The sequence below is a fragment of the Nocardioides dilutus genome (assembly GCF_054779555.1).
Window position 1 is genome coordinate 1008803 of the sequence record NZ_BAAGYA010000002.1, and the last position, 25658, is coordinate 1034460.

General features: G+C 72.8%; 27 protein-coding genes. 25 read left to right on the forward strand and 2 right to left on the reverse strand.

Annotation, left to right across the window (positions count from 1 at the left end):
- Positions 1-98 precede the first annotated feature (98 nt).
- From ACYVC6_RS14440 to ACYVC6_RS14450, 3 genes are all read left to right on the forward strand, one after another.
- Positions 99-1898: an ATP-binding protein gene (locus tag ACYVC6_RS14440; protein ID WP_460715075.1), complete on the forward strand. Its 1800-nt coding sequence runs from the start codon at positions 99-101 to the stop codon at positions 1896-1898.
- 256 nt (positions 1899-2154) lie between these two features.
- Positions 2155-3492, forward strand: a complete 1338-nt coding sequence (locus ACYVC6_RS14445) for a phosphoribosyltransferase family protein (protein WP_460715343.1) — start codon at positions 2155-2157, stop codon at positions 3490-3492.
- On the forward strand, positions 3489-4811 hold the full coding sequence (locus tag ACYVC6_RS14450) for an erythromycin esterase family protein (protein WP_460715076.1): 1323 nt from the start codon (positions 3489-3491) through the stop codon (positions 4809-4811). Before ACYVC6_RS14445 ends, ACYVC6_RS14450 begins: the two co-directional genes overlap by 4 nt.
- A gap of 11 nt (positions 4812-4822) precedes the next feature.
- On the opposite strand, the gene ACYVC6_RS14455 is transcribed toward ACYVC6_RS14450, so the two are convergent.
- Entirely contained in the window at positions 4823-6955 is a 2133-nt protein-coding gene (locus tag ACYVC6_RS14455; protein WP_460715077.1) for an EAL domain-containing protein, read from the reverse strand.
- Positions 6956-7007: 52 nt separating this feature from the next.
- Positions 7008-7577, reverse strand: a complete 570-nt coding sequence (locus tag ACYVC6_RS14460) for a COG4315 family predicted lipoprotein (protein WP_460715078.1) — start codon at positions 7575-7577, stop codon at positions 7008-7010.
- A gap of 37 nt (positions 7578-7614) precedes the next feature.
- Here ACYVC6_RS14460 and ACYVC6_RS14465 point away from each other — a divergent pair, with 37 nt between their 5' ends.
- The 22 genes from ACYVC6_RS14465 to ACYVC6_RS14570 all read left to right on the forward strand — a co-directional run bounded on the left by ACYVC6_RS14465 (position 7615) and on the right by ACYVC6_RS14570 (position 25542).
- Positions 7615-7974 (forward strand): DUF1801 domain-containing protein, encoded by a 360-nt coding sequence (locus tag ACYVC6_RS14465; protein ID WP_460715079.1) that lies wholly within the window; start codon positions 7615-7617, stop codon positions 7972-7974.
- A 64-nt stretch (positions 7975-8038) separates the two neighbouring features.
- A complete protein-coding gene (locus ACYVC6_RS14470) occupies positions 8039-8851 on the forward strand; it encodes a helix-turn-helix transcriptional regulator (RefSeq protein WP_460715080.1) in 813 nt (270 codons plus the stop codon).
- 23 nt (positions 8852-8874) lie between these two features.
- Positions 8875-9264 carry a VOC family protein gene (locus ACYVC6_RS14475; RefSeq protein WP_460715081.1) on the forward strand — a complete coding sequence of 130 codons (390 nt, stop codon included), beginning with the start codon at positions 8875-8877 and terminating at the stop codon, positions 9262-9264.
- Entirely contained in the window at positions 9264-9647 is a 384-nt protein-coding gene (locus tag ACYVC6_RS14480; RefSeq protein WP_460715082.1) for a hypothetical protein, read from the forward strand. Before ACYVC6_RS14475 ends, ACYVC6_RS14480 begins: the two co-directional genes overlap by 1 nt.
- Before the next feature lie 110 nt (positions 9648-9757).
- Entirely contained in the window at positions 9758-11518 is a 1761-nt protein-coding gene (gene acsA / locus ACYVC6_RS14485; protein WP_460715083.1) for an acetate--CoA ligase, read from the forward strand.
- Positions 11515-12528, forward strand: a complete 1014-nt coding sequence (gene pdhA / locus ACYVC6_RS14490; protein ID WP_460715084.1) for a pyruvate dehydrogenase (acetyl-transferring) E1 component subunit alpha — start codon at positions 11515-11517, stop codon at positions 12526-12528. The genes acsA and pdhA overlap by 4 nt, the downstream gene beginning before the upstream one ends.
- Positions 12525-13529 carry an alpha-ketoacid dehydrogenase subunit beta gene (locus ACYVC6_RS14495; RefSeq protein WP_460715085.1) on the forward strand — a complete coding sequence of 335 codons (1005 nt, stop codon included), beginning with the start codon at positions 12525-12527 and terminating at the stop codon, positions 13527-13529. The genes pdhA and ACYVC6_RS14495 overlap by 4 nt, the downstream gene beginning before the upstream one ends.
- Positions 13530-13532: 3 nt before the next feature.
- Positions 13533-14873 carry a dihydrolipoamide acetyltransferase family protein gene (locus ACYVC6_RS14500; protein WP_460715086.1) on the forward strand — a complete coding sequence of 447 codons (1341 nt, stop codon included), beginning with the start codon at positions 13533-13535 and terminating at the stop codon, positions 14871-14873.
- 5 nt (positions 14874-14878) lie between these two features.
- Complete coding sequence (locus tag ACYVC6_RS14505) at positions 14879-15136, forward strand: phosphopantetheine-binding protein (protein WP_460715087.1); 258 nt, start codon at positions 14879-14881, stop codon at positions 15134-15136.
- Between the two features lie 24 nt (positions 15137-15160).
- Positions 15161-15613 (forward strand): hypothetical protein, encoded by a 453-nt coding sequence (locus ACYVC6_RS14510; RefSeq protein WP_460715088.1) that lies wholly within the window; start codon positions 15161-15163, stop codon positions 15611-15613.
- On the forward strand, positions 15610-16539 hold the full coding sequence (locus ACYVC6_RS14515) for a hypothetical protein (protein ID WP_460715089.1): 930 nt from the start codon (positions 15610-15612) through the stop codon (positions 16537-16539). Before ACYVC6_RS14510 ends, ACYVC6_RS14515 begins: the two co-directional genes overlap by 4 nt.
- Entirely contained in the window at positions 16526-17959 is a 1434-nt protein-coding gene (locus ACYVC6_RS14520) for a V-type ATPase 116kDa subunit family protein (RefSeq protein ID WP_460715090.1), read from the forward strand. Before ACYVC6_RS14515 ends, ACYVC6_RS14520 begins: the two co-directional genes overlap by 14 nt.
- On the forward strand, positions 17956-18405 hold the full coding sequence (locus ACYVC6_RS14525) for an ATP synthase subunit C (RefSeq protein WP_460715091.1): 450 nt from the start codon (positions 17956-17958) through the stop codon (positions 18403-18405). The genes ACYVC6_RS14520 and ACYVC6_RS14525 overlap by 4 nt, the downstream gene beginning before the upstream one ends.
- Positions 18406-18410: 5 nt before the next feature.
- Complete coding sequence (locus tag ACYVC6_RS14530) at positions 18411-18626, forward strand: V-type ATP synthase subunit F (RefSeq protein ID WP_460715092.1); 216 nt, start codon at positions 18411-18413, stop codon at positions 18624-18626.
- Complete coding sequence (locus tag ACYVC6_RS14535; protein WP_460715093.1) at positions 18623-19159, forward strand: V-type ATP synthase subunit E family protein; 537 nt, start codon at positions 18623-18625, stop codon at positions 19157-19159. Before ACYVC6_RS14530 ends, ACYVC6_RS14535 begins: the two co-directional genes overlap by 4 nt.
- Positions 19156-20871: a V-type ATP synthase subunit A gene (locus ACYVC6_RS14540; RefSeq protein ID WP_460715094.1), complete on the forward strand. Its 1716-nt coding sequence runs from the start codon at positions 19156-19158 to the stop codon at positions 20869-20871. Before ACYVC6_RS14535 ends, ACYVC6_RS14540 begins: the two co-directional genes overlap by 4 nt.
- The gene (locus ACYVC6_RS14545; protein ID WP_460715095.1) at positions 20868-22289 is read left to right on the forward strand and encodes a V-type ATP synthase subunit B; all 1422 of its coding nucleotides are present in this window, start codon (positions 20868-20870) and stop codon (positions 22287-22289) included. Before ACYVC6_RS14540 ends, ACYVC6_RS14545 begins: the two co-directional genes overlap by 4 nt.
- Positions 22286-22909 carry a V-type ATP synthase subunit D gene (locus tag ACYVC6_RS14550; RefSeq protein WP_460715096.1) on the forward strand — a complete coding sequence of 208 codons (624 nt, stop codon included), beginning with the start codon at positions 22286-22288 and terminating at the stop codon, positions 22907-22909. The genes ACYVC6_RS14545 and ACYVC6_RS14550 overlap by 4 nt, the downstream gene beginning before the upstream one ends.
- Positions 22906-23349, forward strand: a complete 444-nt coding sequence (locus tag ACYVC6_RS14555) for a universal stress protein (protein ID WP_460715097.1) — start codon at positions 22906-22908, stop codon at positions 23347-23349. Before ACYVC6_RS14550 ends, ACYVC6_RS14555 begins: the two co-directional genes overlap by 4 nt.
- A 246-nt stretch (positions 23350-23595) precedes the next feature.
- Complete coding sequence (locus tag ACYVC6_RS14560; protein ID WP_460715098.1) at positions 23596-24372, forward strand: AMIN-like domain-containing (lipo)protein; 777 nt, start codon at positions 23596-23598, stop codon at positions 24370-24372.
- A 22-nt stretch (positions 24373-24394) separates the two neighbouring features.
- Positions 24395-25294 carry a universal stress protein gene (locus ACYVC6_RS14565; protein WP_460715099.1) on the forward strand — a complete coding sequence of 300 codons (900 nt, stop codon included), beginning with the start codon at positions 24395-24397 and terminating at the stop codon, positions 25292-25294.
- Between the two features lie 29 nt (positions 25295-25323).
- The gene (locus ACYVC6_RS14570) at positions 25324-25542 is read left to right on the forward strand and encodes a DUF1918 domain-containing protein (RefSeq protein WP_460715100.1); all 219 of its coding nucleotides are present in this window, start codon (positions 25324-25326) and stop codon (positions 25540-25542) included.
- The last annotated feature ends 116 nt before the right edge of the window (positions 25543-25658 follow it).

Consider the following 25658-nt stretch of genomic DNA (forward strand, 5'->3'; position numbering starts at 1 on the left):
GACGGGCCACCGGGGTGCCATCACGCTTCCCGCGTTTCTGCCTCCGACCTCGCGCTCGTGCACGACAATTCTCGGGAGGGATCGAGGGAAGGGACGCGGTGTCGCACGGGCAGGTCAGCGAGCTGGAGACGCACGAGAAGACCTCCGCACGCGACGACGCCGGCTGGTCGGACTCTTCGGCGCGCGCGGTCCTGCAGCTGATGGTCGAGTCCGTCGCGGAGATGGTCGGCTTCGAGGTCGCGACGCTGTCGGTGGTGCTCGACGACCAGCTGGTCACCGTGGCCTACACCGGCCCGGAGGAGTTCCGCGAGTACCTCATGGAGCCCGACCCGGTCGATGTGCTCGACCCCGTGGTCGCGCAGGCGGAGGTGTGGGGCCGCTGGCGCTTCCTCGCCGCCGAGGACTGGGACGGGCCCGAGCCGGATGGGCACTGGGTCCACTTCGACGACGAGCGTCCCGACGAACCCGACGCCTGGCACTCGCACGACGCCTTGCTCGCGCTGCTCACCGACGACGAAGGCCGGCTGGTGGGGGCGATGTCCGTCGACCGTCCACTCACCCGGCGCCGGCCGGACGCCAGGCAGCGGAGCCTGCTGGAGCGGTACGCCGCGCAGGCTGAGCGCGCGGTGATCACCACCTTCGAGCGCGAGGAGCTGGTGGGCCAGGTGGCGCACGCGGAGGCCGCTCGACGGCTCATCCGCTCCACCGCCTCGTCCGCCCAGGCGTCCCTGGAGGCGGTGCTCCAGCAGGTGCACCGGCCCCTGGTCGACGGTTTCGGTGCCTGCGGTTCGTGGGTCCAGGTCATCGAAGATGACGGCCGCGGCCGTGGCTACATGCGCAACCACCGCGATGAGCCGGTACACCTGTCGGACGAGATGGTCTCCCTCGCGCACCGGCTCGCCCCGATGATGTGGGCGGACCAGGAGGTCGCCCTGGTCACCGATCGCGGCCGGAGCCAGGCGCCTGAGCACGTCGCCCATCTGCTGGACGAGGCACGTCGGCAGCTCGTCGGGCTTGGGCTGGGCTCGGCCCTCGGGATCCCCCTCGGTGTCGGCGCCGAGTGCCTCGGCTTCGTGGTGCTCGGCCGTCGTGCCCAGGACCCCGCCTGGACCGACGGCGAGCTCGACTCGGCGCTCCAGATCGGCCACGACCTGGGCGCGTCGCTGATGACCGCCCGGGCCCTGGAGCGCGAACGCAACCTGGTGCAGGAGCTCCAGCAGCTCGAGGACTACCGCAGCCAGCTGATCGCCACCCTCTCCCACGAGCTGCGTACGCCGCTGACGGTGATCTCGGGCAACCTGGAGATGCTCGGTGAGCTCGACCTCGGCGAGCCGGCCCCGCAGTATCGGGAGGCGATGGCGCGCGGCACCCGCCGGATGGCAGCGGTGGTGGACGACGTCCTGCTGCTGGCCCGGGTAAGCGACCCGCACCACCCGTTGGAGCCGACGCCCGTGGACCTGTGGAAGATGGTCCAGGATGTCGTGCACCTCGTCGAGTCCTCGGTCCGCTCGAAGTCCCTGACCCTGCGGCTGGCGCTGGGGGACGGTCAGCTGGTGGTGCCCGGCGACCCCACCGAGCTCGACCGGTTGCTCACCAACCTGGTCAGCAACGCAGTGAAGTACACCAGCGCAGGCGGCACCGTCCTGGTCTCGGCGCACCGACGCGGCTCCGAAGTCGTGCTGCAGGTCGCGGACAACGGCTTCGGCATCTCCGAACAGGACCAGATCGGCCTGTTCCGGCCCTTCTACCGCACCACCAACCCCGCCGCGCTCAACCAGCCGGGCACCGGTCTCGGCCTGTCCATCGTCGCCACCATCGTGGAGCGGCACCACGGCCGCGTAGAGGTCTGCTCGCGGCTGGGTGAGGGCACGACCTTCACCGTCACTCTGCCCACCTGAGCAGACCACGCGGTCACGTCCTGGCTGGCCCTGGAGACCAGGGACCATCTCCCTGCGCGCCAGGGCCGCAGGACCCTGCGCACCGGCGGCCGACAGGGGTTTGCTAGCAGGTGAGGAGACGAGGATCCGCCCGAGGAATGTTGGCAGCACGCGCTGGGGCCAGCCCCCCGGCACCGGCCACGACTCTCACGCCGTGTCAAACGGTCCGGGATCCTCGCCTCCTCCTTGGGGATCCGAGGAGGAGGAGGTGGCCTCGATGACGATGTTCTCCAACCGGAGCGACGCCGGACGCCAGCTCGTGGCCGGACTGACGCACCTGGCCGGCGAGCCTGTGGTGGTCCTCGGGCTACCCCGCGGCGGGGTGCCCGTCGCCTTCGAGATCGCCCGCGCGTTGAAGGCGCCGCTGGACGTGATCGTGGTGCGCAAGCTCGGCGTGCCGTGGCAACCCGAGCTGGCGATGGGCGCGATCGGCGAGGAGGGCGTTCGCGTCCTCGACCGCCGCGTGATCGCCGCCGCCGGCTTGTCCGAGGCCGCGCTGCGGACCGTCGAGCAGCGCGAGCGCGCCGAGCTCGAAGCTCGGGTCGAGCGCCTGCGTGGAGCACGCGCGAGGGTGCCGCTGACGGGCCGGGTCGCTGTGGTCGTCGACGACGGGATTGCCACCGGCTCGACTGCGCACGCGGCCTGCGAGGTCGCCCGGCGCCTGGGCGCGACCCGGGTCGTGCTCGCCAGCCCGGTCGCCCCGGCGGGCACCACGGCCGAGGAACTGGCCGCCGACGAGCTCGTCTGCTGCGCGATGCCGCTCGGCTTCCAGGCTGTCGGCAACTACTACCGTGACTTCTCGCCGACCACCGACCAGGAGGTCGTGGCGCTGCTGGGCGCCGCGCCCGTAGTCGCCCCGGAGGACCGGGCGCTCGACGAAGAGGTCGAGATCTCGCTCCGCGGCGGCGTCGTGCTGCGCGGACACCTCCACCTCCCCGCCCGCGCGCGCGGCGTCGTGGTCTTCGCCCACGGCAGCGGGAGCAGTCGGCTCAGCCCGAGGAACCGGGCCGTCGCCCACCGGCTGCAGGCGGCCGGGCTCGGCACCCTGCTGGTCGACCTGCTCACCCCGCACGAGGAAGCGGATCCGCACAACGTCTTCGACATCCCGCTGCTCGGATCCCGGTTGACCGAGGTCGGCCGATGGGTGCTGGCGCGGCCTGAGGCGGAGTCCTGTGCGCTGGGCTACTTCGGCGCGAGCACGGGTGCCGGAGCGGCACTCTGGGCCGCTGCGGAGCCGGACTCTCCGGCTGCGGCAGTCGTCTCCCGCGGCGGCCGTCCCGACCTGGCCGGAGACCGGCTGCCGTGGGTGACGGCGCCGACGTTGCTGATCGTCGGAGGCGCCGACCCGGTGGTGCTGGACCTGAACCGGCAGGCGCAGACCCGGATGCGGTGCCTGACCCGCCTGGTCGTCGTCCCTGGTGCGACGCACCTGTTCGAGGAGCCCGGGACGCTCGACGAGGTGGCCCGGCTCGCCGCGACGTGGTTCGGGGCGCATCTGCTCGACGGTGCCGACAGCGCGGAGAGGCACCCTGTTGAGAGGCACGGTGTGCCGTGACGATCCGGCGGATCGAGGGCCGGAGTGACGGCATGCTCGCCGAGATCCGGTCACTGGCGAGGCCCCTCGGCACACCCGCCGATCTCGACCCGCTGGTGACGCAGGTCGGCGACCGCCGCCTGGTGTGCATCGGGGAGGCCTCGCACGGCACGCACGAGTTCTACGCTTGGCGGGCCGCCCTGAGCCGCAGGCTGATCGAGGAGCGGGGATTCACCTGGATCGGCGTCGAGGGCGACTGGCCCGACTGCTGGCGCATCAATCGCTGGGTGCGTGGCATGGCCGACCAGGAGCTCGACGCGGCCGGCGAGCTGCGGACCTTCGAGCGCTGGCCGACCTGGATGTGGGCCAACCGCGACGTCGCGGACTTCCTCGACTGGCTGCGGCGCCACAACCTCGAGCGTCCAGCCCCCGAGAGGGTCGGGTTCTACGGACTCGACGTCTACTCGCTGTGGGACTCGCTGCGCGTGATCATGAGCTGGCTCACGGAGCAGGCCCCCGAGGCGCTGGAGGCGGCGACCCGGGCCTGGCAGTGCTTCCTGCCCTATGGCGAGGATCCGCAGCGGTACGCCTGGAGCACCCGCTTGGTGCCGGAGTCGTGCGAGTCGGAGGTCGTAGACCTGTTGGTCGAGGTCGTCCGCCGGACGTCGGACGTGGACCGGGACGGCGATGGCGCCTTCGACGCCGTCCAGAACGCCGCCATCGCCGTCGAGGCCGAGCGCTACTACCGGGTGATGGTCCGGGGCGACCGGGAGTCGTGGAACATCCGCGACCGGCACATGGTCGACACGATCGCCCGGCTCGACGCTCACCTCGGGCCCGATGCCAAGGGTCTGGTCTGGGAGCACAACACCCATGTCGGCGACGCCCGGGCCACCGACATGGCGCGGGCCGGCATGGTCAACGTCGGGCAGCTGGTGCGTGAGCGGTTCGGCGACCACGACGTCGCCCTGGTGGGCTTCGCCACCCACCGCGGCACCACCCTGGCGGCGACCGCGTGGGGTGAGCCCGAGCAGGTGCTGGCGGTGCCGCCGGCCCGGCCGGGTAGCCACGAGGACCTGCTGCACCTCGCGCTGGGAGCGTCGGCCCTCCTCGTCTTCGGCCAGGCGCGTCACGGTCCGTGGCTGTCGCACCGGGCGGGGCACCGCGCCATCGGCGTGGTCTACCAGCCGCGTCGGGAGGCCGGCAACTACGTGCCGACGGTGATGGGCCGCCGCTACGACGCGCTGCTGTGGCTCGAGCACACCCGGGCACTGCGGCCGTTGCGCCACGAGCCGGCGCCTCGGGGGCTGGAGCTGGAGACCGAGCCGACCGGCATGTGAGGTCCGTCGGACTACGGCTGGGCCGGCTGAGCCGTCTCGTCCAGCCGAGGGAGCGCAGGCGTGGCGTCGGTGGAGGGTGCCGGCCGACCGATGTAGTAGCCCTGCCCGTAGTGGACGCCGAGATCGCGGAGTGCGTCCAGCTGGGCCTCGGTCTCGATGCCCTCGGCGCACAGCTTGGCGCCCACCGAGTCCGCCCAGGCGACCGCGGCCCGGACCGCGCCGACGTGGTAGTCGGAGGCGATGCCGTGGACCAGTGACATGTCGAGCTTGACGATGTCGGGGCGCAGCACCATGAGACGGCTCATGTCCGAGTAGCCCTTGCCCCAGTCGTCGACGGCGATCACGGCGCCGCGCCTGCGGTAGTCCTGGATCGCCGCCACCACCTCGACGTCGTCGTCGATGTCGGCGTGCTCGGTGATCTCGAGGATGATCCCGGTCAGGTCACCGGCCAGGGCGTCTCGCACGAGTGGCGAGGCGAGGGTGTCGACGCCGACGTTGAGCGACATCGTCATCCCCGCGGGGCGGTCCGCCAGCGCGGCGGCGATGGCGGCTGCCTCGAGGGCGGGCCCGGACCCGTCCCGGCGCGCCTGGGCGAAGACCTCGTTGGGTGTCCCCTCGAGGAACCTGCTCAGGGCCTCGACGGCGACCCTCTCGTGGGTCGAGAGGTTGACGATCGGCTGGAGCACGATGCTCGGTGTGGGCAGGTCGACGCTCGAGCCCGGCTGCGCCGACCGGGCCTGGTTGCGGCCGCCGCGCTTGGCGGCGTAGAGCGCCTGGTCGGCGAGACCGACCACGGTGCTCGGCTCGGTGCCCGGATCCCACTGCGCCACCCCGGCCGAGGTGGTGACCCCGCGCGGGGTGTGAGCCAGCAGCTCGAGGACCCGGTCGTGCGCCGCGGCGAGGTGCAGGCCGCTGAAGAGCACGGCGAACTCCTCGCCCCCGTAGCGGGCGAGCATCGCGTCCTCGTCCAGCAGGTTGGACCACATCGCGGTCGCCTCCCGGAGGAGCAGGTCGCCGGCCTGGTGCCCGTGCGTGTCGTTGTAGTCCTTGAAGTGGTCGAGGTCGAGCAGGGCGACGGAGAGGGGCTCGCCGGTCGACCGGGCGAGCTGGCAGGCCCGGGAGAGCTCGTAGTCCCAGGTGCGGCGGTTGGGGACCCCGGTCAGCGCGTCGGACCTCGCCAGACCGGCGAGCTGGACTGCTTGGGCGCGCACCACGTTGAGCAGGCCCGCCATCCGCGCCAGGACCAGCATGGACATCAGCACCGAGCCGGACGCCACGATCTCCCAGCGCACGTCACCGTCCGGGATCCCGTCGATGATCGTGGTGACCGCGGGGAGGAGGAGGCCGCCGGTGAGCACGAGCATGCGTCGGGTCGGGTCGGCGAGGTCCTCGCGGCCCGGTGCTGGCTCGGTGAGCTCGTTGACCGACGGCGACCACACCGCCCCGACGACCAGCACATAGCTGCCCGCCCAGAGCATGTCGCTGACCAGCAGCGAGGCGAGGCTGCCGCTGGTGATCGTGGTGACGTTGTAGATCAGGTCGGCGAGGAGGGTCATCGACAGGGCGGCGGCCAGCAACCGGAAGGCCGTGGTCCGGGCTCCGGGGGAGGTCCACAGGCGCACCAGGATCCCGATCAGCAGGACATCACCGATCGGGTAGAGAGAGCTGGTCAGCTTGCCCATCACGTCGAGCGTCGAGTCGTGTGCGATCGGAGCGAGCAGGAAGACCCCCACGACCACCGCGACACCCGCAGCCAGGATCGCGCCGTCGAGGACGGCGGCCAGGTCGCTCCGCTCGCCCCGTCGACGCACCAGCACCAGCAGGCCGTAGGCCAGGACGCCGTACGACGCGATGTAGACCGCGTCGGACGGAGCGGGGTAGGCCTCGATCTCGAACACCCGCTGCTCGATGAGGAAGATGACGTCGCCGAGCACCCAGCCGAGGAACCCACCCAGGACGAGCTGCCATCCGGTGCGTCGGCCGGACAGGTGTCGGACCATCCCGAGGCCGCCGACGACGGCGCACACCACTCCGATGACCGGGTAGCCGACCTCCCTGGGCAGGCCGGCGGGCAGGAACGGGTAGACCACCAGCAGCACCGCGAGCGATGCCATGACGGCGAATGGCCGCCCCCTCTCGGTCATTCCGTCATGGTCGTCCAGATTTCCCGGCCGCGTGGCGCAATGCGGATATTGGTCATCCGGGCGGAGCCGGGTCGCCGTCGGGCTGGACGACGTACCAGTTGCCGCCGTTGAGGAAGATGTCGTGGCACTCGACCTCGCCCTTGCCCTCGTGGGCGTAGAAGTAGAGCGGGTGGTCGTTGTAGGTGACCTGGAGGGTGCCGTCGGCACGTTCGGTGGTCGCGAGCAGCGAGCTCTCGACGCCCTTCCCGGCGACGGGGACGCCGGTGGTGAGCACCGGAGGCCAGGCCTCGGCGCAGTCGTCGTAGCACTCCGGCTCCGCCGTCGACTCGATGTCGAAGAGGTAGATGGCCTGACCGGTCGAGTCGAAGAGCATCGGCCCGAACTCGCTGTCCTCGACGACGATCCGTGTGCCTGGTTCGGCGGGTTCGGGAGTGGGCGATGGGGTCGGCTCGTCGGTTGCCGAGGCGGTGGGCGAGCTGGCGGGGGAGCTGGCGGGGGACTCGGTGATCTCGACCGTCTGGCTGGGCGTAGGGACCGGCTCGCCCGCATCCTGGCCGGAGTCGTCGCCGCACGCAGTCACGAGCATGAGCAGCAGCACCGCCCCACCACATCGGTTCAGCATGCTTCGAGTCTGCTCCATGGGTCGACACACTGGGTGAATGGACAATCGCTCGCCTGACGTCGAGGCCTGGCTCGAGACCTATGACAACCCGCAGAAGGAGCTGGTCAAGGCCGTGCGCTCGGTCATTCTCGGTGTAGACAGCCGGATGTCCGAGGCGATCAAGTGGAAGGCGCCGACGTTCATGTTCCGGGGCAACCTCGCCTCCTTCTATCCACGGTCGGCCAAGCATGTCGCGCTGATGTTCCACACCGGAGCATCGCTGCCCGATCCCACCGGTCTGCTCGAAGGGGAGGGCGACACCTCCCGGGTCGCACGCTTCACCGATGCCGACGACCTCGCCGCCAAGGCCGACGCGTTGCGCGACCTGGTGCGGGCCTGGATCAGCAGCAAGGAGTAGCGCGAGCAGCCGAGGCCGAGGAGACGACCGGGCACTGTCCCAGGTCGGCCCTACGCTCCCGACCATGAACCGCATCGACCGCCTCTACGCCCTGGTGGAGGAGCTGCGAGCGGCCGGTCCGAGGGGCCGGACGGCGGCGCGGCTGGCCGCGCACTTCGAGGTCAGCGTGAGGACCATCGAGCGTGATCTCAGCGCCCTGGGGCAGGCCGGCGTCCCGCTCGCGACCAAGCAGGGCCGGGGTGGGGGCTACACGCTCGACCGCTCGATGAGCCTGCCGCCGCTCAACTTCACCCCGCGCGAGGCGGCCGCAGTCGCCGTGGCGCTGAGCCGCAGCGACCACGTGCTCTTCACGCGTGATGCGCGCACCGCCATGCAGAAGATCGTGTCGGCCATGCCGGAGCGGGCGTTGCAGGAGGCCCGCGCGACCGCCGAGCGGGTCAGGCTCCTGGTCCAGCCCTCGCCCGACCCCGACGCCGAGATCGCCGAGACCATCTGGCGGGCGCTGCGCGACAACCAGATGCTGGGCATCGGCTACATCGACGTCGGCGGCGTCGAGACCGAGCGCGAGATCGAGCCGCAGTATGTCGTGGTCGGACCCAATGGCTCATACCTCACTGCTTGGTGCCACCTGAGAGGAGACGAACGGGTCTTCCGCATGGATCGCGTCACCCGCGCCGAGCGGGTGCCGTCACCGCCGCGGCCGCGGCGCATCGTCTCCGAGCCTGCCGTGGACGGCCACGTGACCAAGCTGCCGGAGTCGGCGCTGCGTCCCGAAGATCTCCTGCCGAACTCCGCACCAAAATCCGGCCCAAACTCCGACATAGGGGTGTCGCGAGACGTCGAGATGGTGGGTGCAGCCCGCCGCCCCGGCGGGTGATCCGCAAGCAGGAGGAGAGACCCATGACCAACCCCGCTCCCGGCACCCTTGCCTGGTTCGAGGTCGCCACCGCCGATCCCGACGGCGCCGAGAAGTTCTACGGCAGCCTGTTCGACTGGTCCTTCGAGGCCGACGGGCCCGCCGCATCCGGCGGCATGGACTACCGCAACATCAAGGCGTCGGGCGCCGACATGCCGATGGGCGGCGTCTTCGGCACCGGTGGCCAGATGCCAGACCACGCCGTGTTCTACATCCTGGTCGCCGACGTCGAGGCCACCTGCGCAGATGCTGTGCAGCTCGGCGGCTCGGTGGTGAGCAAGCACCTCGACCCCGGCCCGGGCGCCCCGAAGTTCGCCTACCTGACCGACCCCGCGGGCAACCAGTTCGGCGTCTTCAGCCCACCGGCGGCCTGATGACGCGAGGCACGGAGGGCCCGTCCCCGTCGGAGCAGTCCGGCGGGGACGGTGCTGCCGAGTCAGCCGCCGACCTCTACGACGAGCTGACCGACGACCTGCTCTACGACCCGGCCGTCGGCCGGGCCACGATGATGGGCTACCCGTGCGTGCGGCTGGCCGGGCGTTTCCTCGCCTCCTACGACGACAGGGCCGGCTGCCTGGTCGTCAAGCTGCCGCGCGACCGGGTCACCGAGCTGGTCGAGATCGGCACCGGCGACCCGTTCGCCCCCGCCGGCAAGGTCTTCCGTGAGTGGGTCTCGATCAGCGTGGTCGACCGGGAGCTGTGGCGGAACCTGCTGTCCGAGGCGGTCGACTTCGCCCGGCAGGGACTGGCCTCCTAGCCGGGTCCCAGCGGGTCACCCAGCCGGTCTCCAAGCCCACTCAAGGGGGACCTTCAGCCCTACAGCGTCGTAGCGACTCTCCTGAGACTTGACGGGTAGGAGGATTCGCCATGACCCAGACCTGGAATCCCATCCGTCAGCACATCCCGGGCATCGCGACGTACGCCGAGGACCGGGCCAACTTCTCCTGGGACCGGGCCAGGGCGCAGCTCGCCGGGCTGCCCGGCGGCCGCGGTCTCAACATCGCCCACGAGGCGGTGGACCGGCACGTCGACGACGGGCACGGGGAGGTCACCGCGCTGCGCTGCATCGCCGTCGACGGCGCGGTCGAAGACATCAGCTATGCGCAGCTGCGCGACCGCACCAACCGGTTCGCCCAGGTGCTCACCGACCTCGGGGTCCAGCGAGGCGATCGGGTGGCGTCCCTGCTGGGTCGCCAGCCTGAGCAGTACGTCGCGGCGATCGGCACCTTCAAGCGGGGCGCGGTGTTCTGCCCGCTGTTCTCCTCCTTCGGTCCGGAGCCGGTCCGGGACCGGCTCCGGCTCGGCAGCGCCCGGGTGCTGGTCACCACGGCCAACCTCTACCGGCGGCGGCTGGCGCACCTGCGCGACGAGCTACCTGACCTCCAGCACGTGTTGGTGACCGGCGGCGTCGAGGACCCGGCGACCGAGGACCTCGACGCGCTGCTCGAGGCCGCGTCGCCCGCCTACACGATCCCCGACACCGACCCCGAGGACCCGGCGCTGCTGCACTTCACCAGCGGCACCACCGGCAAGCCGAAGGGCGCCGTGCACGTGCATCAGGCGGTGGTCGCCCACCACGCCACCTCGGCGTACGCCCTGGACCTGCACCGCGGCGACGTGTTCTGGTGCACCGCCGACCCCGGCTGGGTCACCGGCACGTCCTACGGCATCATCGCGCCACTCACCCACGGCGCCACCCTGCTCAGCTATGCCGGCGAGTTCGACGCCAAGGACTGGTACCGCACGCTCGCCGAGCAGCACGTCCAGGTCTGGTACACCGCCCCCACCGCACTGCGGATGCTGATGCGCTACGGCGAGGAGCTCGCGCAGGGCTACGACCTCTCCGCGCTGCGCCACGTGGCGAGCGTCGGCGAGGCGCTCAACCCCGAGGTGGTCATCTGGGGACAGAAGGCGCTGGGCCTGCCGGTGCACGACAACTGGTGGCAGACCGAGACCGGCGCCATCATGATCAGCAACCACCGCGGGATGGAGATCCGGCCCGGCTCGATGGGCCGTCCGGTCCCGGGCATCGATGCCGCGGTCCTGGTGCGCGGTGCCGACGGGCGCGCGGACGTCGCCGGCGGCTCGGCCCGCACCGCCGAGGTGGGCGAGACCGGCGAGCTGGCGCTCCGACCGGGCTGGCCCTCGATGTTCCGCGGCTACCTCGACGACCCCGAGCGCACCGCCAAGTGCTTCGGCGGCGGGTGGTATCTCAGCGGCGACCTGGCCACGGTGGACGAGGACGGGTACGTCTGGTTCGTCGGCCGCGCCGACGACGTCATCAAGTCCGCGGGCCACCTGATCGGGCCCTTCGAGGTCGAGACCGTGTTCATGGAGCACCCGGCGGTCGTCGAGGCCGGCGTGATCGGCAAGCCCGACCCGGTGGCCGGTGAGGTGGTCAAGGCGTTCGTCACGCTGCGGGCCGGCTACGAGCCCACCGAGGAGCTCCGGCAGGAGCTGGTGGCCTTCGGTCGCAAACGGCTCGGCGGGCTCGCCCCCAAGGAGATCGCCTTCGACCAGCACCTGCCGCACACCAGCAGCGGCAAGGTGATGCGCCGGCTGCTCAAGGCCCGCGAGCTCGGGCTCCCCGAGGGCGACGTCTCGACCCTGGAGGGGGCGGCGAAGTGAGCGACTCAGAGACCGTCCACCGGCTCGACCTGCTGCGCACCATGTTGCTGATCCGCCGGTTCGAGGAGACCTGCGCCGAGCTCTACAGCTCGGCGCGGATCCGCGGCTTCGTGCACCTCTACGTCGGCGAGGAGGCGGTGGCCGCCGGGGTGATGGCGGCCCTCGGCCCCGGCGACGCCGTGCTGTCGACCTACCGCGAGCACGGGCACGCGCTGGCCCATGGACTGCCGGTGGACGCGCTGATGGCCGAGATGTTCGGCAAGCAGACCGGCTGCAGCGGCGGCAGGGGCGGCTCGATGCACCTGTTCGACAAGTCGCGCCGCTTCGTCGGAGGCAACGCCGTCGTCGCGGCCGGGCTGCCGCTGGCGATCGGGATCGCCCTGGCCGACAAGCTGCAGGGGAGCGACCGGGTCACGGTGTGCTTCTTCGGGGAGGGCGCGGCCGCCGAGGGGGAGTTCCACGAGTCGCTCAACCTGGCGGCCCTGTGGCGGCTCCCGGTGCTCTTCTGCTGCGAGAACAACCTCTACGCGATGGGCACCGCCATCGCCAAGGAGCACGCCCAGCCGGAGATCGCGCTGCGGGCCGAGTCCTACGGGCTGGCGGCCTGGCCCGTCGACGGCATGGACGTGCTCGCTGTCGAGGCGGCTGCTCAGCGGGCCGTCGACGCCATCCGCGGCGGGGCCGGACCGCACCTGCTCGAGCTGCGGACCTTCCGGTTCCGGGCGCACTCGATGTATGACCCCGACCGCTACCGCGAGAAGGCCGAGATCGAACGCTGGAAGGAGCGCGACCCCATCGAGTCCCTGGTCGCGACCATGACCGCCGCGGGACAGCTCGACGACGCTGCCCTCCAGGCGCTCCGCGACGAGGTCTCCGACCTGGTCGCGGCCGCGGTGGACGCCGCCGACCGGGCGCCGTTCGAGCCGGTCGAGACCCTGACCCGCTTCGTCACCTCGGAGCCGATGGTGGAGCCGGTGCTGGAGCCCGTGCTGCAGGGAGCAGGACGATGACCGCCACCGCCACGATGGTCGAGACCACCTATCGCGAGGCGCTGCGCGCCGCGATCAGGGAGGCGCTGCTCGAGGACGACCGGGTCTTCCTGATGGGGGAGGACGTCGGCGACTACGGCGGCTGCTTCGGGGTCAGCCTGGGCCTGCTCGAGGAGTTCGGTCCGGAGCGGATCCGCGACACCCCGCTGTCGGAGTCGGCGTTCGTCGGCGCCGGCATCGGCGCCGCCATCGCCGGGATGCGGCCGATCGTCGAGATCATGACCGTCAACTTCAGCCTGCTCGCCCTCGACCAGATCATGAACAACGCGGCCTCGCTGCTGCACATGTCCGGCGGGCAGTTCAACGTGCCCGTGGTGATCCGGATGACGACCGGCGGCGGGCGCCAGCTGGCCGCCCAGCACTCCCACAGCCTCGAGGGCTGGTATGCCCACATCCCCGGGCTGCGGATCCTGGCCCCGGCCACCCTCGAGGACGCCCGCGGCATGCTGGCGACCGCGCTGCGCGACCCGGACCCGGTGCTGATCTTCGAGCACGGCTCGCTCTACAACATGAAGGGCTCGCTGCCCGACGACGCCGGCGCGGTCGACATCGACAAGGCCGTCGTCCGCCGGGCGGGCACGGACGTCACGCTGATCACCTACGGCGGCACCCTGGGCAAGACCCTGGAGGCGGCCGACCTGCTCGCCGCCGACGGCATCTCCGCCGAGGTCGTCGACCTGCGCACCCTGCGGCCGCTGGACGACGAGACCTACGTCGGCTCGGTACGCCGGACCCATCGCGCCGTGGTGGTCGACGAGGGCTGGCGCAGCGGCAGCCTCGCCGCCGAGATCAGCGCCCGGCTGATGGAGCAGGCCCTGTATGACCTGGATGCCCCGGTCGAGCGGGTCTGCAGCGCCGAGGTGCCGATGCCCTATCCGAAGCACCTGGAGGACGCGGCGCTGCCGCAGCCGGCCACCATCGCCGAGGCGGCCCGGCGTTCGGTGCGACAGGCGCAGGGCTGAGCGATGGCCGCGTTCACCATGCCCTCGCTGGGCGCCGACATGGAGGAAGGCACGCTGCTGGAGTGGCTGGTCCACCCCGGCGACACGGTGCACCGAGGTGACATCGTCGCGGTCGTCGACACCGCCAAGGCGGCCATCGAGGTGGAGACGTTCCTCGACGGCGTGGTGTCCGAGCTCCTGGTCGAGCCCGGGACGGTCGTGCCGGTCGGCGGCCCGCTGGCGACGATCGAGACCGACGGGGCAGGACCGCAGGAGCCGGCCCCGGTGCCGGCGCCGCCGCCGCTTGCGCCGCCGGAGGTCGCGCCCACCGCGGAGGTCCCGCCCGCTCCGCTGGTCCACTCGCCGCTCGTACGCCGCCTGGCCCACCAGCAGGGCGTCGACCTGGCGCAGGTGCAGGGCACCGGTCGCGACGGCGCCATCACCCGCGACGACGTCATGGCGGCCGTCCCGAGCGCGGCGCCCGCGGCACCACCCCAGACCGCAGTCCCGGCGGCCACCGTACGGGCCACGCCCTACGCACGCAGGCTGGCCGCCGAGCTCGGCGTCGACCTCGCCGGGCTCGGACATCCCGACGGCACGCCGGTGACCGCGGAGGACGTGCGCGCGGCGAGCGTCGGCCCGGAAGAGCCGACGGCACCTGCGGCGCCGGCGCCTGCGCCTGCGCCTCCAGCGGCGCACCCGCAGGACCGGATGCGGGCCGCGATCGCGGCGCTGATGGCCCGGTCGAATCGGGAGATCCCGCACTACTACCTGTCGACGACCGTCGACATGTCGCGGGCCGTCGGCTGGATGCGCGAGCGCAACCGCAGCCTCTCGATCAGCGAGCGCCTCGTCCCGGCGGCCCTGCTGCTCAAGGCGACCGCACTGGCCGCGACCGAGGTGCCCGAGCTCAACGGCTACTGGGTCGACGACGGGTTCCAGCCCGCTGCGGAGGTCAACCTGGGGATGGCGGTGTCGCTGCGCGGCGGCGGGCTCGTGACGCCCGCGCTGCTCGACGTCGGCTCGCTCGGGCTGGCCGAGGTGATGGAGCGGATGAAGGACCTGGTCACCCGCGCCCGCGGCGGCCGGCTGCGGGGCCGGGAGCTGACCGAGGGGACGCTCACCGTCACCAACCTCGGCGAGCAGGGCGTGGAGGCGGTCTACGGCGTGATCTACCCGCCGCAGGTCGCCCTCGTCGGCTTCGGGCGGATCGCCGACCGGCCGTGGGCGGTCGACGGGCTGCTCGGCGTACGCCCTCTCACGACCGTGACCCTGGCCGCAGACCACCGGGCCAGCGACGCCATGACCGGGGCCCGCTTCCTGGCCGCGATCGACCAACACCTGCAACACCCGAAGGAGCTGTGAGTGACATGACACCGGCCGACAAATTGGGCGACACAGAGGCACGCGACCTGGTGGCCGAGGCGATCCGCCGGATCGTCCCCGACGCCGACCTCGACTCCCTCGGGGACGACTTCCCGCTGCGCGCGGAGTTCGAGCTGGACTCCCTCGACTTCCTGTCGTTCGCGGAGACGCTCTCGAAGAGCAGCGGGGTCGAGATCACCGAGGACGACTATGACCGGCTAGTCACGATGCGGAGCTGCGTCGGGTTCCTCACGGGCGGCTGAGGCAGCCGGGGACCGGGGTGCCACATGCCGAGCACTCGTGACCTGCTCCAGCGCTTCCGGCCTGCTGCGACGCCGGGCGCGGCGACGGCCACCGGCGTGCCTGCCGACCGTCGCGAGGAGCGCGACGCCGAGCTGTCCGGGGTGTTCGCCGCGCTGGCGGCCACGGTCACGGAGGCGGCCGAGATCCGGCGGGCCGCGGTCGTCGAGGCCCAGCGGCGTCGCGACCGGGCCCGGCTGGAGGCCGCCGCCCGGCTGGCGCAGGCGCGCTTGGACTCCGAGTCGTTGCGGGCGCAGGCGGTGGCCGAGGCCCGGGACCGCATCGAGTCGTCGACCGCGCAGAGCCGGGATGCGGCCGAGCAGCGCGCCGGCGAGATCGAGGAGGCGGCCCAGCGCACCCGTGCCGACGACGTGGCCCGCGTCGTCGAGGCGGTGCGTGGCCTCGCGCTGCAGCCAGGTCGGGCGGGGGTGGCCGGGTGAAGGCCGGCTGGGCGGCCGGAGGCGTGCGGGCCAGGGCGATGGCCCGCCGGAGGTACGGCGCCGCCGCGGCAACCTCGCTCGCGTCGTGCGAGTCGCTGGACCAGGCGTTGGAGCGGCTGGCGACGACGCCCTACGGACACGGGATCCGGCCGGGCATGCCTCTGGTCGAGGCCCAGCACGCCGTGGTGGCGACCACGTTGTGGCACTGCCGGGTGCTGGGTGGCTGGGTGCCGACCGAAGGGGTCCAGCTGCTCCGCGTGGTGGCCGCCGGCCTCGAGATCGCCAACGTCGACCGGCTGCTGCGCTCGTTCAGCGACGACACGGCCGCCGAGGTGACCCTGCCGGCCTACCAGCTCGGCACGCTCGGCACCGCTTGGCCGCGGCTCGAGCACGCCGGCTCTGCGTCGGCGCTGCGCGCCCTGCTGGCCGAGTCGCCCTGGGGCGATCCGGGGCACGACTCCCCCTGGGCGATCCGGCTCTGGATGAGGCTGTCCTGGGCACACCGGGCCGTCGCTTCGATGCCGACCCAGTGGGTGCTCGGCGCCACCGCCCTGCTCGTGGCGCGGGAGCGGTTCGCGGCCGGGCACGGGTTCGTGCCGGCCGCCCAGGACATCGCCGAGTCCCTGCTCGGAGACGCCGCCATGGCCGAGGGGAGCCTCCCCAGGTTCGTCGCCGCTCTGCCGCGGGACGCCGGCTGGGCACTCGAGGGAGTGACCGGCACCGGCGGCCTGTGGCTGGCCGAGGCCGGGTGGTGGCGGCAGGTGGAACGCGACTCGTTCCGCGACCTGCACCGGGGTCTGCTCGAGCCGGCCACCCTGGTCGGTGCCGTCGGGGTGCTCGCCGTCGACGCCTGGCGGGTCCGCGCCGCCCTCGAGGTCGCCGCGCGTGGCGGCGCCGGCCGGGAGGTCTTCGATGTCGTGGCGTGAGGCCGTCGAGCCGGTGCGGATGGAGCGGGTCGCCGTGGTGGCGCCGCGCCCGTGCCTGCGCGACACACTGGTCCGGGTGGCCGCCTCGGGCCAGGTCGACCTGGACCCGCCGGTGGAGACCGAGCACGCCGGGCCCGCCGCCCGCCGGCTCGAGAGCCTGGTCGGCGACGAGCCCGTGCGGCCCGCCCTGGCCGAGCACGAGATCGACCTCGACCGGTTGGTCGAGCTCGGCCGGGCCGACCTGGTCGCCGGCGAGGCCGAGCTCCAGGCGCGGGCCGCCGACGCGATGGAGCGGGACGGGGTGGTGGCGCTCACCGGCTGGGCGGTCGCCGCGTCACTGCCGGACCTGCGCGCTGCGCTGGCCCCGGTGGGAGGCGCCGTGGCCCGACTCTCACCGCCTCCGGGCGTCGACCCGCCGACCCTGCTGCCCGGCGGGAGCGAGCTCCACGAGGAGCTCTCACCGCTCGTCCAGACCTACGGCACCGTGCCCTACGCCGACGTGGACCCCACCGTGGTCGCCGGGGTCGCCTACGTCGCCATGTTCGGGATGATGTTCGGTGACCTCGGGCACGGGCTGCTCCTCGTGCTGGTCGGCCTGCTGTTGCGCTCGGGCCGCATCCGGCGGCTGGCCAAGGTCGCGAAGGTCTGGCCGTTCGTGTTGGGGGCCGGCGTGGCCGCGTCCCTGGTCGGTGTCCTCTACGGCGAGTTCTTCGGTCCCACCGGGATCCTCACCCCCCTGTGGCTGTCACCGACCGAGGAGCCGGTGACGCTCCTGGTCGCCGGCATCGGCGTCGGGGCGGTGCTGCTGGCGGGCGCCTACGCGCTCGGCACGGTCAACCGCTGGCGCGAGGGCGGCTGGCCGCTCGCGCTCTACGCGCCCTCGGGTGGCGCCGGCATCGCGCTGTTCCTCGGACTGGGCGCGGTGGCGCTCGGCTGGTACTTCAACGGGACCTGGGGACCCTTGCTGGTGACCGCCGGCGCCGTGGTGTGGGGCACCGGGCTGGTCCTGGTCTTCGTCGGGCTGCTCTACGGAGCGGGGCTCAACGCCACGGGCGTGCTCCAGGCGGTCGTGGAGCTGTTCGACACGGTGATCCAGGTAGGCGCCAACCTGGTCTCCTTCGCCCGGCTGGCCGCGTTCGGGCTGGCGCACGCCGCGCTCGCCGGGCTGGTCTGGGAGGCCACCGCGCACTTCACCCGCGGCGGCCCTGTCGACTGGCTGTGGGCCGTGCTGATCTTCGCGCTCGGCAACGCCCTCGCGTTCACCCTCGAGGCGCTGGTGGCCGCCGTACAGGCACTGCGCCTGGAGTACTACGAGCTGTTCTCCCGCGTCTTCCAGTCCGAGGGCCGGCCGTTCCGGCCCTGGCACATCCCCACGGTGACCGCCGAGCCGGCACCCGAACGATCGGAGTCCCTGCCATGAGCACCTGGCTGATCACCCTGCCGCTCGCCGCACTCGTCGGGGTGGGCGCCGCGCTGCTCTACCGGCGCCTCGCCCGGCGCGAAGGCCGCCGGGCCCTCGACCTGTTCCTCGTGGTGAACGTCCTGCTCGGGCTGGCTGCGCTCGGGCTGCTGGTCGTCGCGCTCACCGGCGGCCCGGCGCTCGCCGACCCGCAGCAGGCCGGGGTGGCCGCGGAGTCGGCCGCGGGCGCGGAGGGCAACTGGGCAGCGCTGCTCGGTGCCGCGATCGCGGTGGCCGGCTCGTCGATCGGCGCCGGTGTCGCCGTTGCCTACACCGGAGCGGCCGCGCTGGCGGCGATCAGCGAGCGGCCCGAGATCTTCGGCCGGGCGATGGTCATCGTCGGGCTCGCCGAGGGGATCGCGATCTACGGCCTGATCGTCTCGATCATCCTGGTCGGAAGGGCCTGAGACCGATGCCTCGCGTCGCCGTGATCGGAGAGCAGCCCCGGGTCCAGGGCTTCGCCCTGGCCGGAGCCGAGGTCCGTCCGTCGACCGATCCCGACGAGGTCCGCGCCGCCTGGGCCGGGCTGGCCGACGACGTCGCGGTGGTCGTGCTCACTCCGGCAGCGGCCGCCGCGCTCGCGATGACCGCGCCCGGCCACCGCCTCACCGTGGTGATGCCGCCATGACCGCCCCGCACGCCGTCATCGACCCGACCGAGCTGGCCCCGGTCCGCGAGGCCCTGCTCCGGATGGCGCGCGCCGAGGCCGACACGGTGCTCGCGGCCGCGGACCACGACGTCGAGGGGGTGCTCGCCGCCGCGGACACCGAGGCGGCCGAGCTGCGGGACCGGGCCCGCGCCCAGGCGGAGGAGGACACGGCCGTCCTCGAGGCGACCGAGCACTCCCGGGTCCTGCGGGAGGCCCGCTCGATCGAGCTGGGCGCCGAGCTGGCGGCGTACGAGGCGCTGCTGTCCGCGGCCGCGACGACCGCCCGCGCCCGGCTGGCGGACGACCCGGACGTGGTCGCGGCGATGACCGAACGGGTCCGACGGGAACTGGGGCCGGGGGCCACCCTCAGCCGTACGCCCGACGGAGGCCTGGTCGGAGAGGCCGACGGGCGGCGACTGGGGCTGTCCCTCGCGACGCTGGTGGAGCGGGCCGTGGCCGACCTGCTCGCCTCCCGGGGAACGTCGCCCCAGACACCGGGGGAGACACCGTGAGCGGCGCCATCGCCCGGGTGAGCGGTCCGCTGGTCGAGGTCGAGGGACTGGAGGGAGTGGCGATGTACGAGCTGCTCGACCTCGGACCGCAGCGGCTGCCGGGCGAGGTGGTCGGCATCCGCGGCGACGTGCTCTCCGTCCAGGCCTATGAATACACAGGCGGCCTGCGGCCCGGTGACCCGGCGCAGGCGCGGGGGGAGCCGCTGTCCGTGCCGCTGGGGCCGGGACTGCTGGGCGGGGTGTTCGACGGCCTCCTCCGACCGCTGTCCGGGGGAGCCACCTTCCTCGAGCCGAGACCGGTCGGCGGGCTGCCAGCGGACGGCGAGTGGCGCTTCGATCCCTCGGCCACCGCGGGTGTCCCCGTGGCATCTGGCGACCGGCTCGGCACCGTGGACCCGGAGGGCACTGTGCCGCTCCCGGTGCTGGTGCCTCCTGGCGTGTCCGGCGTCCTGACCTGGCTCGCGGCACTCGGGGCCTACGCCGGCGACGCGGTGATCGCCCGGGTCGGCGACACCGACATCCCGGTGACCGCGCGCTGGCCGGTGCGCCGGCCTCGGCCCTATCGGACCCGGCTCTATGCGCCGCAGCCGCTGCGCACCGGCCAGCGGGTGGTCGACCTGCTCTTCCCGGTCGCCCGCGGGAGCGCGGTCGGGGTCCCGGGCGGCTTCGGCACCGGCAAGACCGTGCTGCTCCAGCAGATCGCGAAGTGGTGTGCCGCCGACGTCATCGTCTACGTCGGCTGCGGCGAGCGGGGCAACGAGATGGCCGACGTGGTCAGCGAGCTCGCCGAGCTGCGGGACCCCCGCACCGGCGGCCCGCTGGCCGAGCGCACCGTGGTGGTCGCCAACACCTCCAACATGCCGATGATGGCCCGGGAGTCCAGCGTCTACACGGGCATGACGGTGGCGGAGTACTTCCGCGACCTGGGCATGCACGTGGTCGTGATCGCCGACTCCACCTCGCGGTGGGCCGAGGCGCTGCGCGAGCTGGCCTCGCGCACCGGAACCCTGCCCGCGGAGGAGGGCTACCCGGCCGACCTGGCCTCCTCGCTCGCGGCGTTCTACGAGCGGGCCGGCCAGGTGACGACCCTGGGCGGCGCCGAGGGCTCGGTCACCGTGATCGGCGCGGTCTCACCGCCCGGCGGCGACCTGACCGAGCCGGTCACCTCGCAGACCGAGCGGTTCGTGCGTTGCCTGTGGTCGCTGGACCACGACCTGGCCTACTCGCGGCACTACCCGGCAGTCTCCTGGTCCGGGTCCTTCTCCCGGGACGCCGACGGGCTGGCCGGGTGGTACGTCGGCAACGGCGACCCGGGGTGGGCCCGGCGGCGCGCCCGGATGGCCGGCCTGCTCGCCGAGGCAGACCGGCTGGCCTCGCTGGCCGAGCTGGTCGGGGCCGGCGCCCTGCCCGGGCACGAGCGGGTCGTGATGCTCGCTGGCCGGTTGCTGCGGCTCGCCGTACTGCAGCAGAGCGCGCTCAGCCCCAACGACGCGACCTGCGGCCCCGCCAAGGGCGCCGCGCTGGGCGACGCCGTGCTGGCGGTGGTCGACAAGTGCCAGCAGCTCGTCGAGTCCGGGGTGCAGGCGACCACGCTGGAGGAGGTCGACTTCGGTCCGCTGGTGAGAGCGCGCAACGACACCGGGCCCGACGACGTCGACGGGGTGGCCAAGCTGCGCGACGACGTGCTGCTCGCCCTGGAGGAGCTGACATGAGCACCGGCTGGGGCGAGGTGGAATACACCGGGCTGCACGAGATCCGCGGCCCGCTGGTGATGGTGCGCGGTGTGCGGGGAGCCGGCTGGGACGAGTCGGTGCGGGTGCGGCTGCCCTCCGGCGAGACCCGGGCCGGGACCGTGCTCGAGGTCGACCGCGGCCTGGCCGTGGTGCAGGTGATGGAGGGCACGGATGGACTGGACCTCGAGCACACCCGGGTCGGGTTCACCGGTGACGTGCTGCGCATCCCGGTGGGCGACGGATGGCTCGGGAGAGTCTGGAACGGCCGCGGGGAACCGCTCGACGGCGGACCGCCCGTGCTGGGCCGCGCCCGGGCGGCGGTCAGTGGCCGGCCGATCAACCCCACCCTGCGCGAGCCGCCGCGGGACCCGGTGGTCACCGGGGTCTCGGCCGTCGACGCCCTGACCACCCTGGTCCGCGGCCAGAAGCTGCCGGTCTTCTCGGTCGCCGGGCTGCCGCACCTGGAGCTCGCCAGCCAGATCGCGGCACAGGCCTCGGTGGGTGATGAACCCTTCGCGGTGGTCTTCGCCGGCATGGGGCTGACGCACGCCGACGCGGCCGCGGTGCGCGAGGCGCTGGAGGAGCGCTCCACGCAGGGGGAGCTCGTGCTGCTGCTCAACACCGCCGACGACCCGGTCACCGAGCGGCTGCTCACGCCGCGGATCGCGCTGACGGTGGCCGAGCACCTCGCCTACTCCGGCGGCCGGCATGTGCTGGTGGTGATGGCAGACATGACCAGCTATGCGGAGGCCCTGCGCGAGGTGTCCGCCGTACGCCGGGAGATCCCCGCCCGGCGGGCCTACCCCGGCTACCTCTACAGCGACCTGGCCTCGCTCTACGAACGCTGCGGGCGGATCCGAGGGTTGCCCGGCTCGGTGACCGTGCTGCCGGTGCTCAGCATGCCGGCGGGCGACATCACCCATCCGGTGCCGGACCTGACCGGCTACATCACCGAGGGGCAGATCGTGCTGTCACCGGAGGTGCACGCGCGCGGCATCTATCCGCCCGTGGACCCGCTCAGCTCCCTGTCGCGCCTGATGCGGCACGGGGCCGGACCCGGCCGCACCCGCGAGGACCATGTCGACCTGGCCGCCCAGGTGGTGGCGGCTCTGGCCCGGGCGCGGCAGGTCCGCGAGCTGGCCGAGCTACTGGGTGCGGCGGCCCTCAGCGAGACCGACCAGAAGTACCTCGCCTTCGAGAGCACGGTCGAGGCACGCCTGCTCGACCAGGGCGCCACCGAATCCCGCACCATGGACGACACCTTGGACCGGGGGTGGGAGGCCCTCAGCGAGCTGCCCCGCCGGGAGCTCGCGGCCATGGACCCGCAGATGGTCACCATGCACCTCGACAGCCCCCGCGGCGGCGTCGCTGGGGTCGATCCTGGGGGACAGCCATGAGCCGGCTGCGCGGACAGCCCCCCGGCCGGGCCGGACTGATGTGGCTCCAGCGCCGGCTCGGCCTGGCGCACCGGGCGGCCTCGCGGCTCGACCAGAAGCTGCGCGTCCTGCGCACGGAGCAGGCCGCGTTCGCGCTGCTCCTCCAGCGCACCGGACCCGCCTGGGAGCACGCCTGCGGCGAAGCCGAGACCTGGCTGCTGAGGGCTGCCCTGCTCGGTGGCCAGGAGGGCGTTCGCCCACCGGCCGGTCTGCCGGCCGCCGAGGTCCGCATCGCCTGGACCACCGCGCTGGGCACGACCTACCCGGCCCACGGGACCTGCCTGGTGCCCGACCCGGACCCGCACCTGGCCTCGGTGTCGTCAGCGGCGCTGGTCGAGGCCGCCGCCGCGCACCGCCGCGCGCTGGAGGCGGCGGTGCAGCACGCCGTGGCGTCCACGGCCGCGCGGGCCATCGACGCCGAGGTCCTCGCGACCCGGCAACGGCTGCGCGGCGTGCAGGACCGCTGGGTCCCCCGCCTGGAGACCGCGCTCGCCGAGCTCCGGCTCGCCCTCGACGAGGCCGAGCACGCCGAGGGCATCCGGCTGCGCTGGGCCGTCGACCGGGAGGGAGTGCCGCGATGATCGAGCGGATCCTGGTGGCCACCGACGACTCGCCCGCGGGGCTGGAGGCGGTCCGGCGGGCGGCCGACCTGGCGCAGCGCTACTCCGCCGCGCTCCGGGTGGTGCACGTGCTCGCCGACTCGGACGTGGCCGCGGCCCTGGCCGCCACGGGGGCGCCGCGGATGAACGAGCGGCGGGTCGAGGCCGTGGAGTCACTGTTCCGCTACGTGCGGGCGCTGGCCGCCAGGGCAGGGGTGGACGTCGAGACCCTCGAGCTGTCCGGGGAGCCGGCCTCGCGCATCCTCGAGGAGGCTCGCTCCTGGCCGGCCGACCTCGTCGTGATCGGGCGGGGCGAGCAACGCGGGGCGGGCGGGCCCTGGGTCGGCAAGGAGACCCGGATGGTGCTGGAGTTCGCCGAGCAGCCCGTCCTCGTCGTGCCCCGCAGACGCGCCGAGAGCTGACGCCACCCCGGGACTTTCGGCACTAACGGGGGTGGCCTGCGGGTACCAGCATGGAGAAGGTCAACCGGCTCTGACCGCACTCTCGAGGTGACCCCCATGAAGCGTCTCCGTCTCGCGTCGGTGTTCTTCCTGACCTCCATAGTCGCTGCCGGGCTCGCGCCCGCCAGCACCTCCGCCAGCACCTCCGCTAGCACTCCCGCGAGCACTCCCGCGAGCACAAGGGCGGCTCCTGACACACCGACTCTCGTGGCCATCCGGGCCTCCCACCAGGCGGAGGTCGACAGGATCGTCTTCGAGTTCGAGGGAGGCTTGCCCACGCGCACCCGGGTGCGCTACGTCGACGAGCTGATCGCGGACGGCTCGGGGCTGCCGGTCCGGATCGCCGGACGAGCGATCCTGAGGGTGCGTTTCGCCGGCGCGCAGGCCCATGACGACCAGGGACAGACGGTCCTCAAGCGCAAGTCGTTCGTGCTGCCCAACATCATGACGACCGTGCGGGCCGGCGACTTCGAGGGCGTGACGACCTACGGCATCGGCCTGGCCAAGAGGACCGCCTTCCAGGTGTTCACGCTGCAGCACCCGGCTCGGGTCGTCATCCAGAGCCGGGCGGCCTTCCGCACGGTGGACCGCAAGGTGTTCCTCTTCAACGTCGACAACTTCGTAGACAACGTCGAGCCCTTCTTCATCCCGGTGATGCGTCCGGTGCCGGCGTTCTCACCGGCGACCGGGGTGATGGACCGGCTCTTCGCAGGACCGGTGCGCAGCGAGAAGGCGGACGGTCTGCGGCTGCTGAGGTCGCGTGCGACCGGCTTCGCCGACCTGGTGATCGAGGACGGAGTGGCCGAGGTCCGGCTCACCGGCGGTTGCAACAGCAACGGGTCCACGGTGTCGATCGCCGGCGAGATCATGCCGACGCTGCGGCAGTTCGCGACCGTCGACTGGGTCAAGATCCTCGATCCGTCCGGAGACACAGCCAGCCCAACCGGGGACACGGACTCGATCCCCGCCTGTCTCGAGCCCTGACATCGAGGATCGGAGGTGCGCCATGTGGGACACGCCGTCGAAGCAGATCGTGGTGGCCGTCGAAGACCTGGGCTGTGACGCCGCGCTGCGAGTCGCGGCCGCCGAGGGTCGCCGTCGCCGCTGCGGGATCCACCTCGTGCACGTCGCCCCGGTTCACCTGATCCCGCTGGAGCTCCAGGAGCTGGCCTTCACCACCCTCGGGCTCGAGCAGCGGGGCGAGAGCGTGCTGGCCCAGGCGCGTGATCGTCTCGTGCGGTTGCTGGGTGAGGACGCCGAGGCGATCCCGGTGACCACCGAGCTGAGTCACAGCGCGGTGATCCAGGCACTGGTCGCGGCCGGCGCCCATGCGCACGTGCTGGTGCTGCAGCACCGTGGCATGGGCCCGGACGGCGGTGTGCGGATGCTGTCGGTCACCCTCGGAGTGGCGGCGCGGACCCGGGCGCCGGTGCTTGCCGTCCCCGACAACTGGCACCCGGAGCCGTCCAGCGGGACACGTGTCGTGACCGTGGGCGTCATCGACCCCACGGTGTCCACGGGCGTGGTGCGCGCCGCCGTGCGCGAGGCGGCCGCGATCGGTGCTCGCCTTCGCCTGGTGCACGCCACGGGTCGCGAGGAGTCGGACGCGAATGGACTTGCCCGTGGGCTCAAGGCCGGCTTCCTCCAGACGTGCCGCGAGCGTCCACACGTCCCGGTGGAGGTCGTGGTCGCGTCCGAGCGTCCGGAGGTGGCGTTGGTCGAGCAGTCTCGGGACTCGAGCCTGCTAGTGGTCGGTCGTCGCCATGCCCGGATGCCGATGACCCCCCGGCTGGGCCACGTGGTCCGCGCGGTCCTGCGCCGGTCGACCTGCCCGGTCCTGGTGCTCAACCCCGGGCCTCTGGTCGTCTCGGAGTTTCGCGACCTGGCCACCCTGGCCATCCCCTGAGCGGGACCTGGAGAGAGAAGGAGACCAGCATGATTGCGCAGAAGGGCGACCGGATCGTGATCCGGGGCCAGCACGTCGGCACCCCCGTCCGCGACGCCGAGGTGCTCGAGGTCAGGCACGCCGACGGCTCACCGCCGTACGTCGTGCGCTGGTCCGACACCGGGCAGGAGGGGTTGTTCTTCCCCGGTCCCGACGCCTACGTGGACCACGTGGCGTCGGACCGCCCGGAGGGCGAAGGAGGCTCCTGACACTGCACCCAGCACACGTGCACTCGGGCTCGGGGACTCGGGACCTATGCATGACGACCGGTGACCTCGTCCTCTGCCGCGCATCCGCCGACCGCGGTGTGCTGGGGGTGGACAAC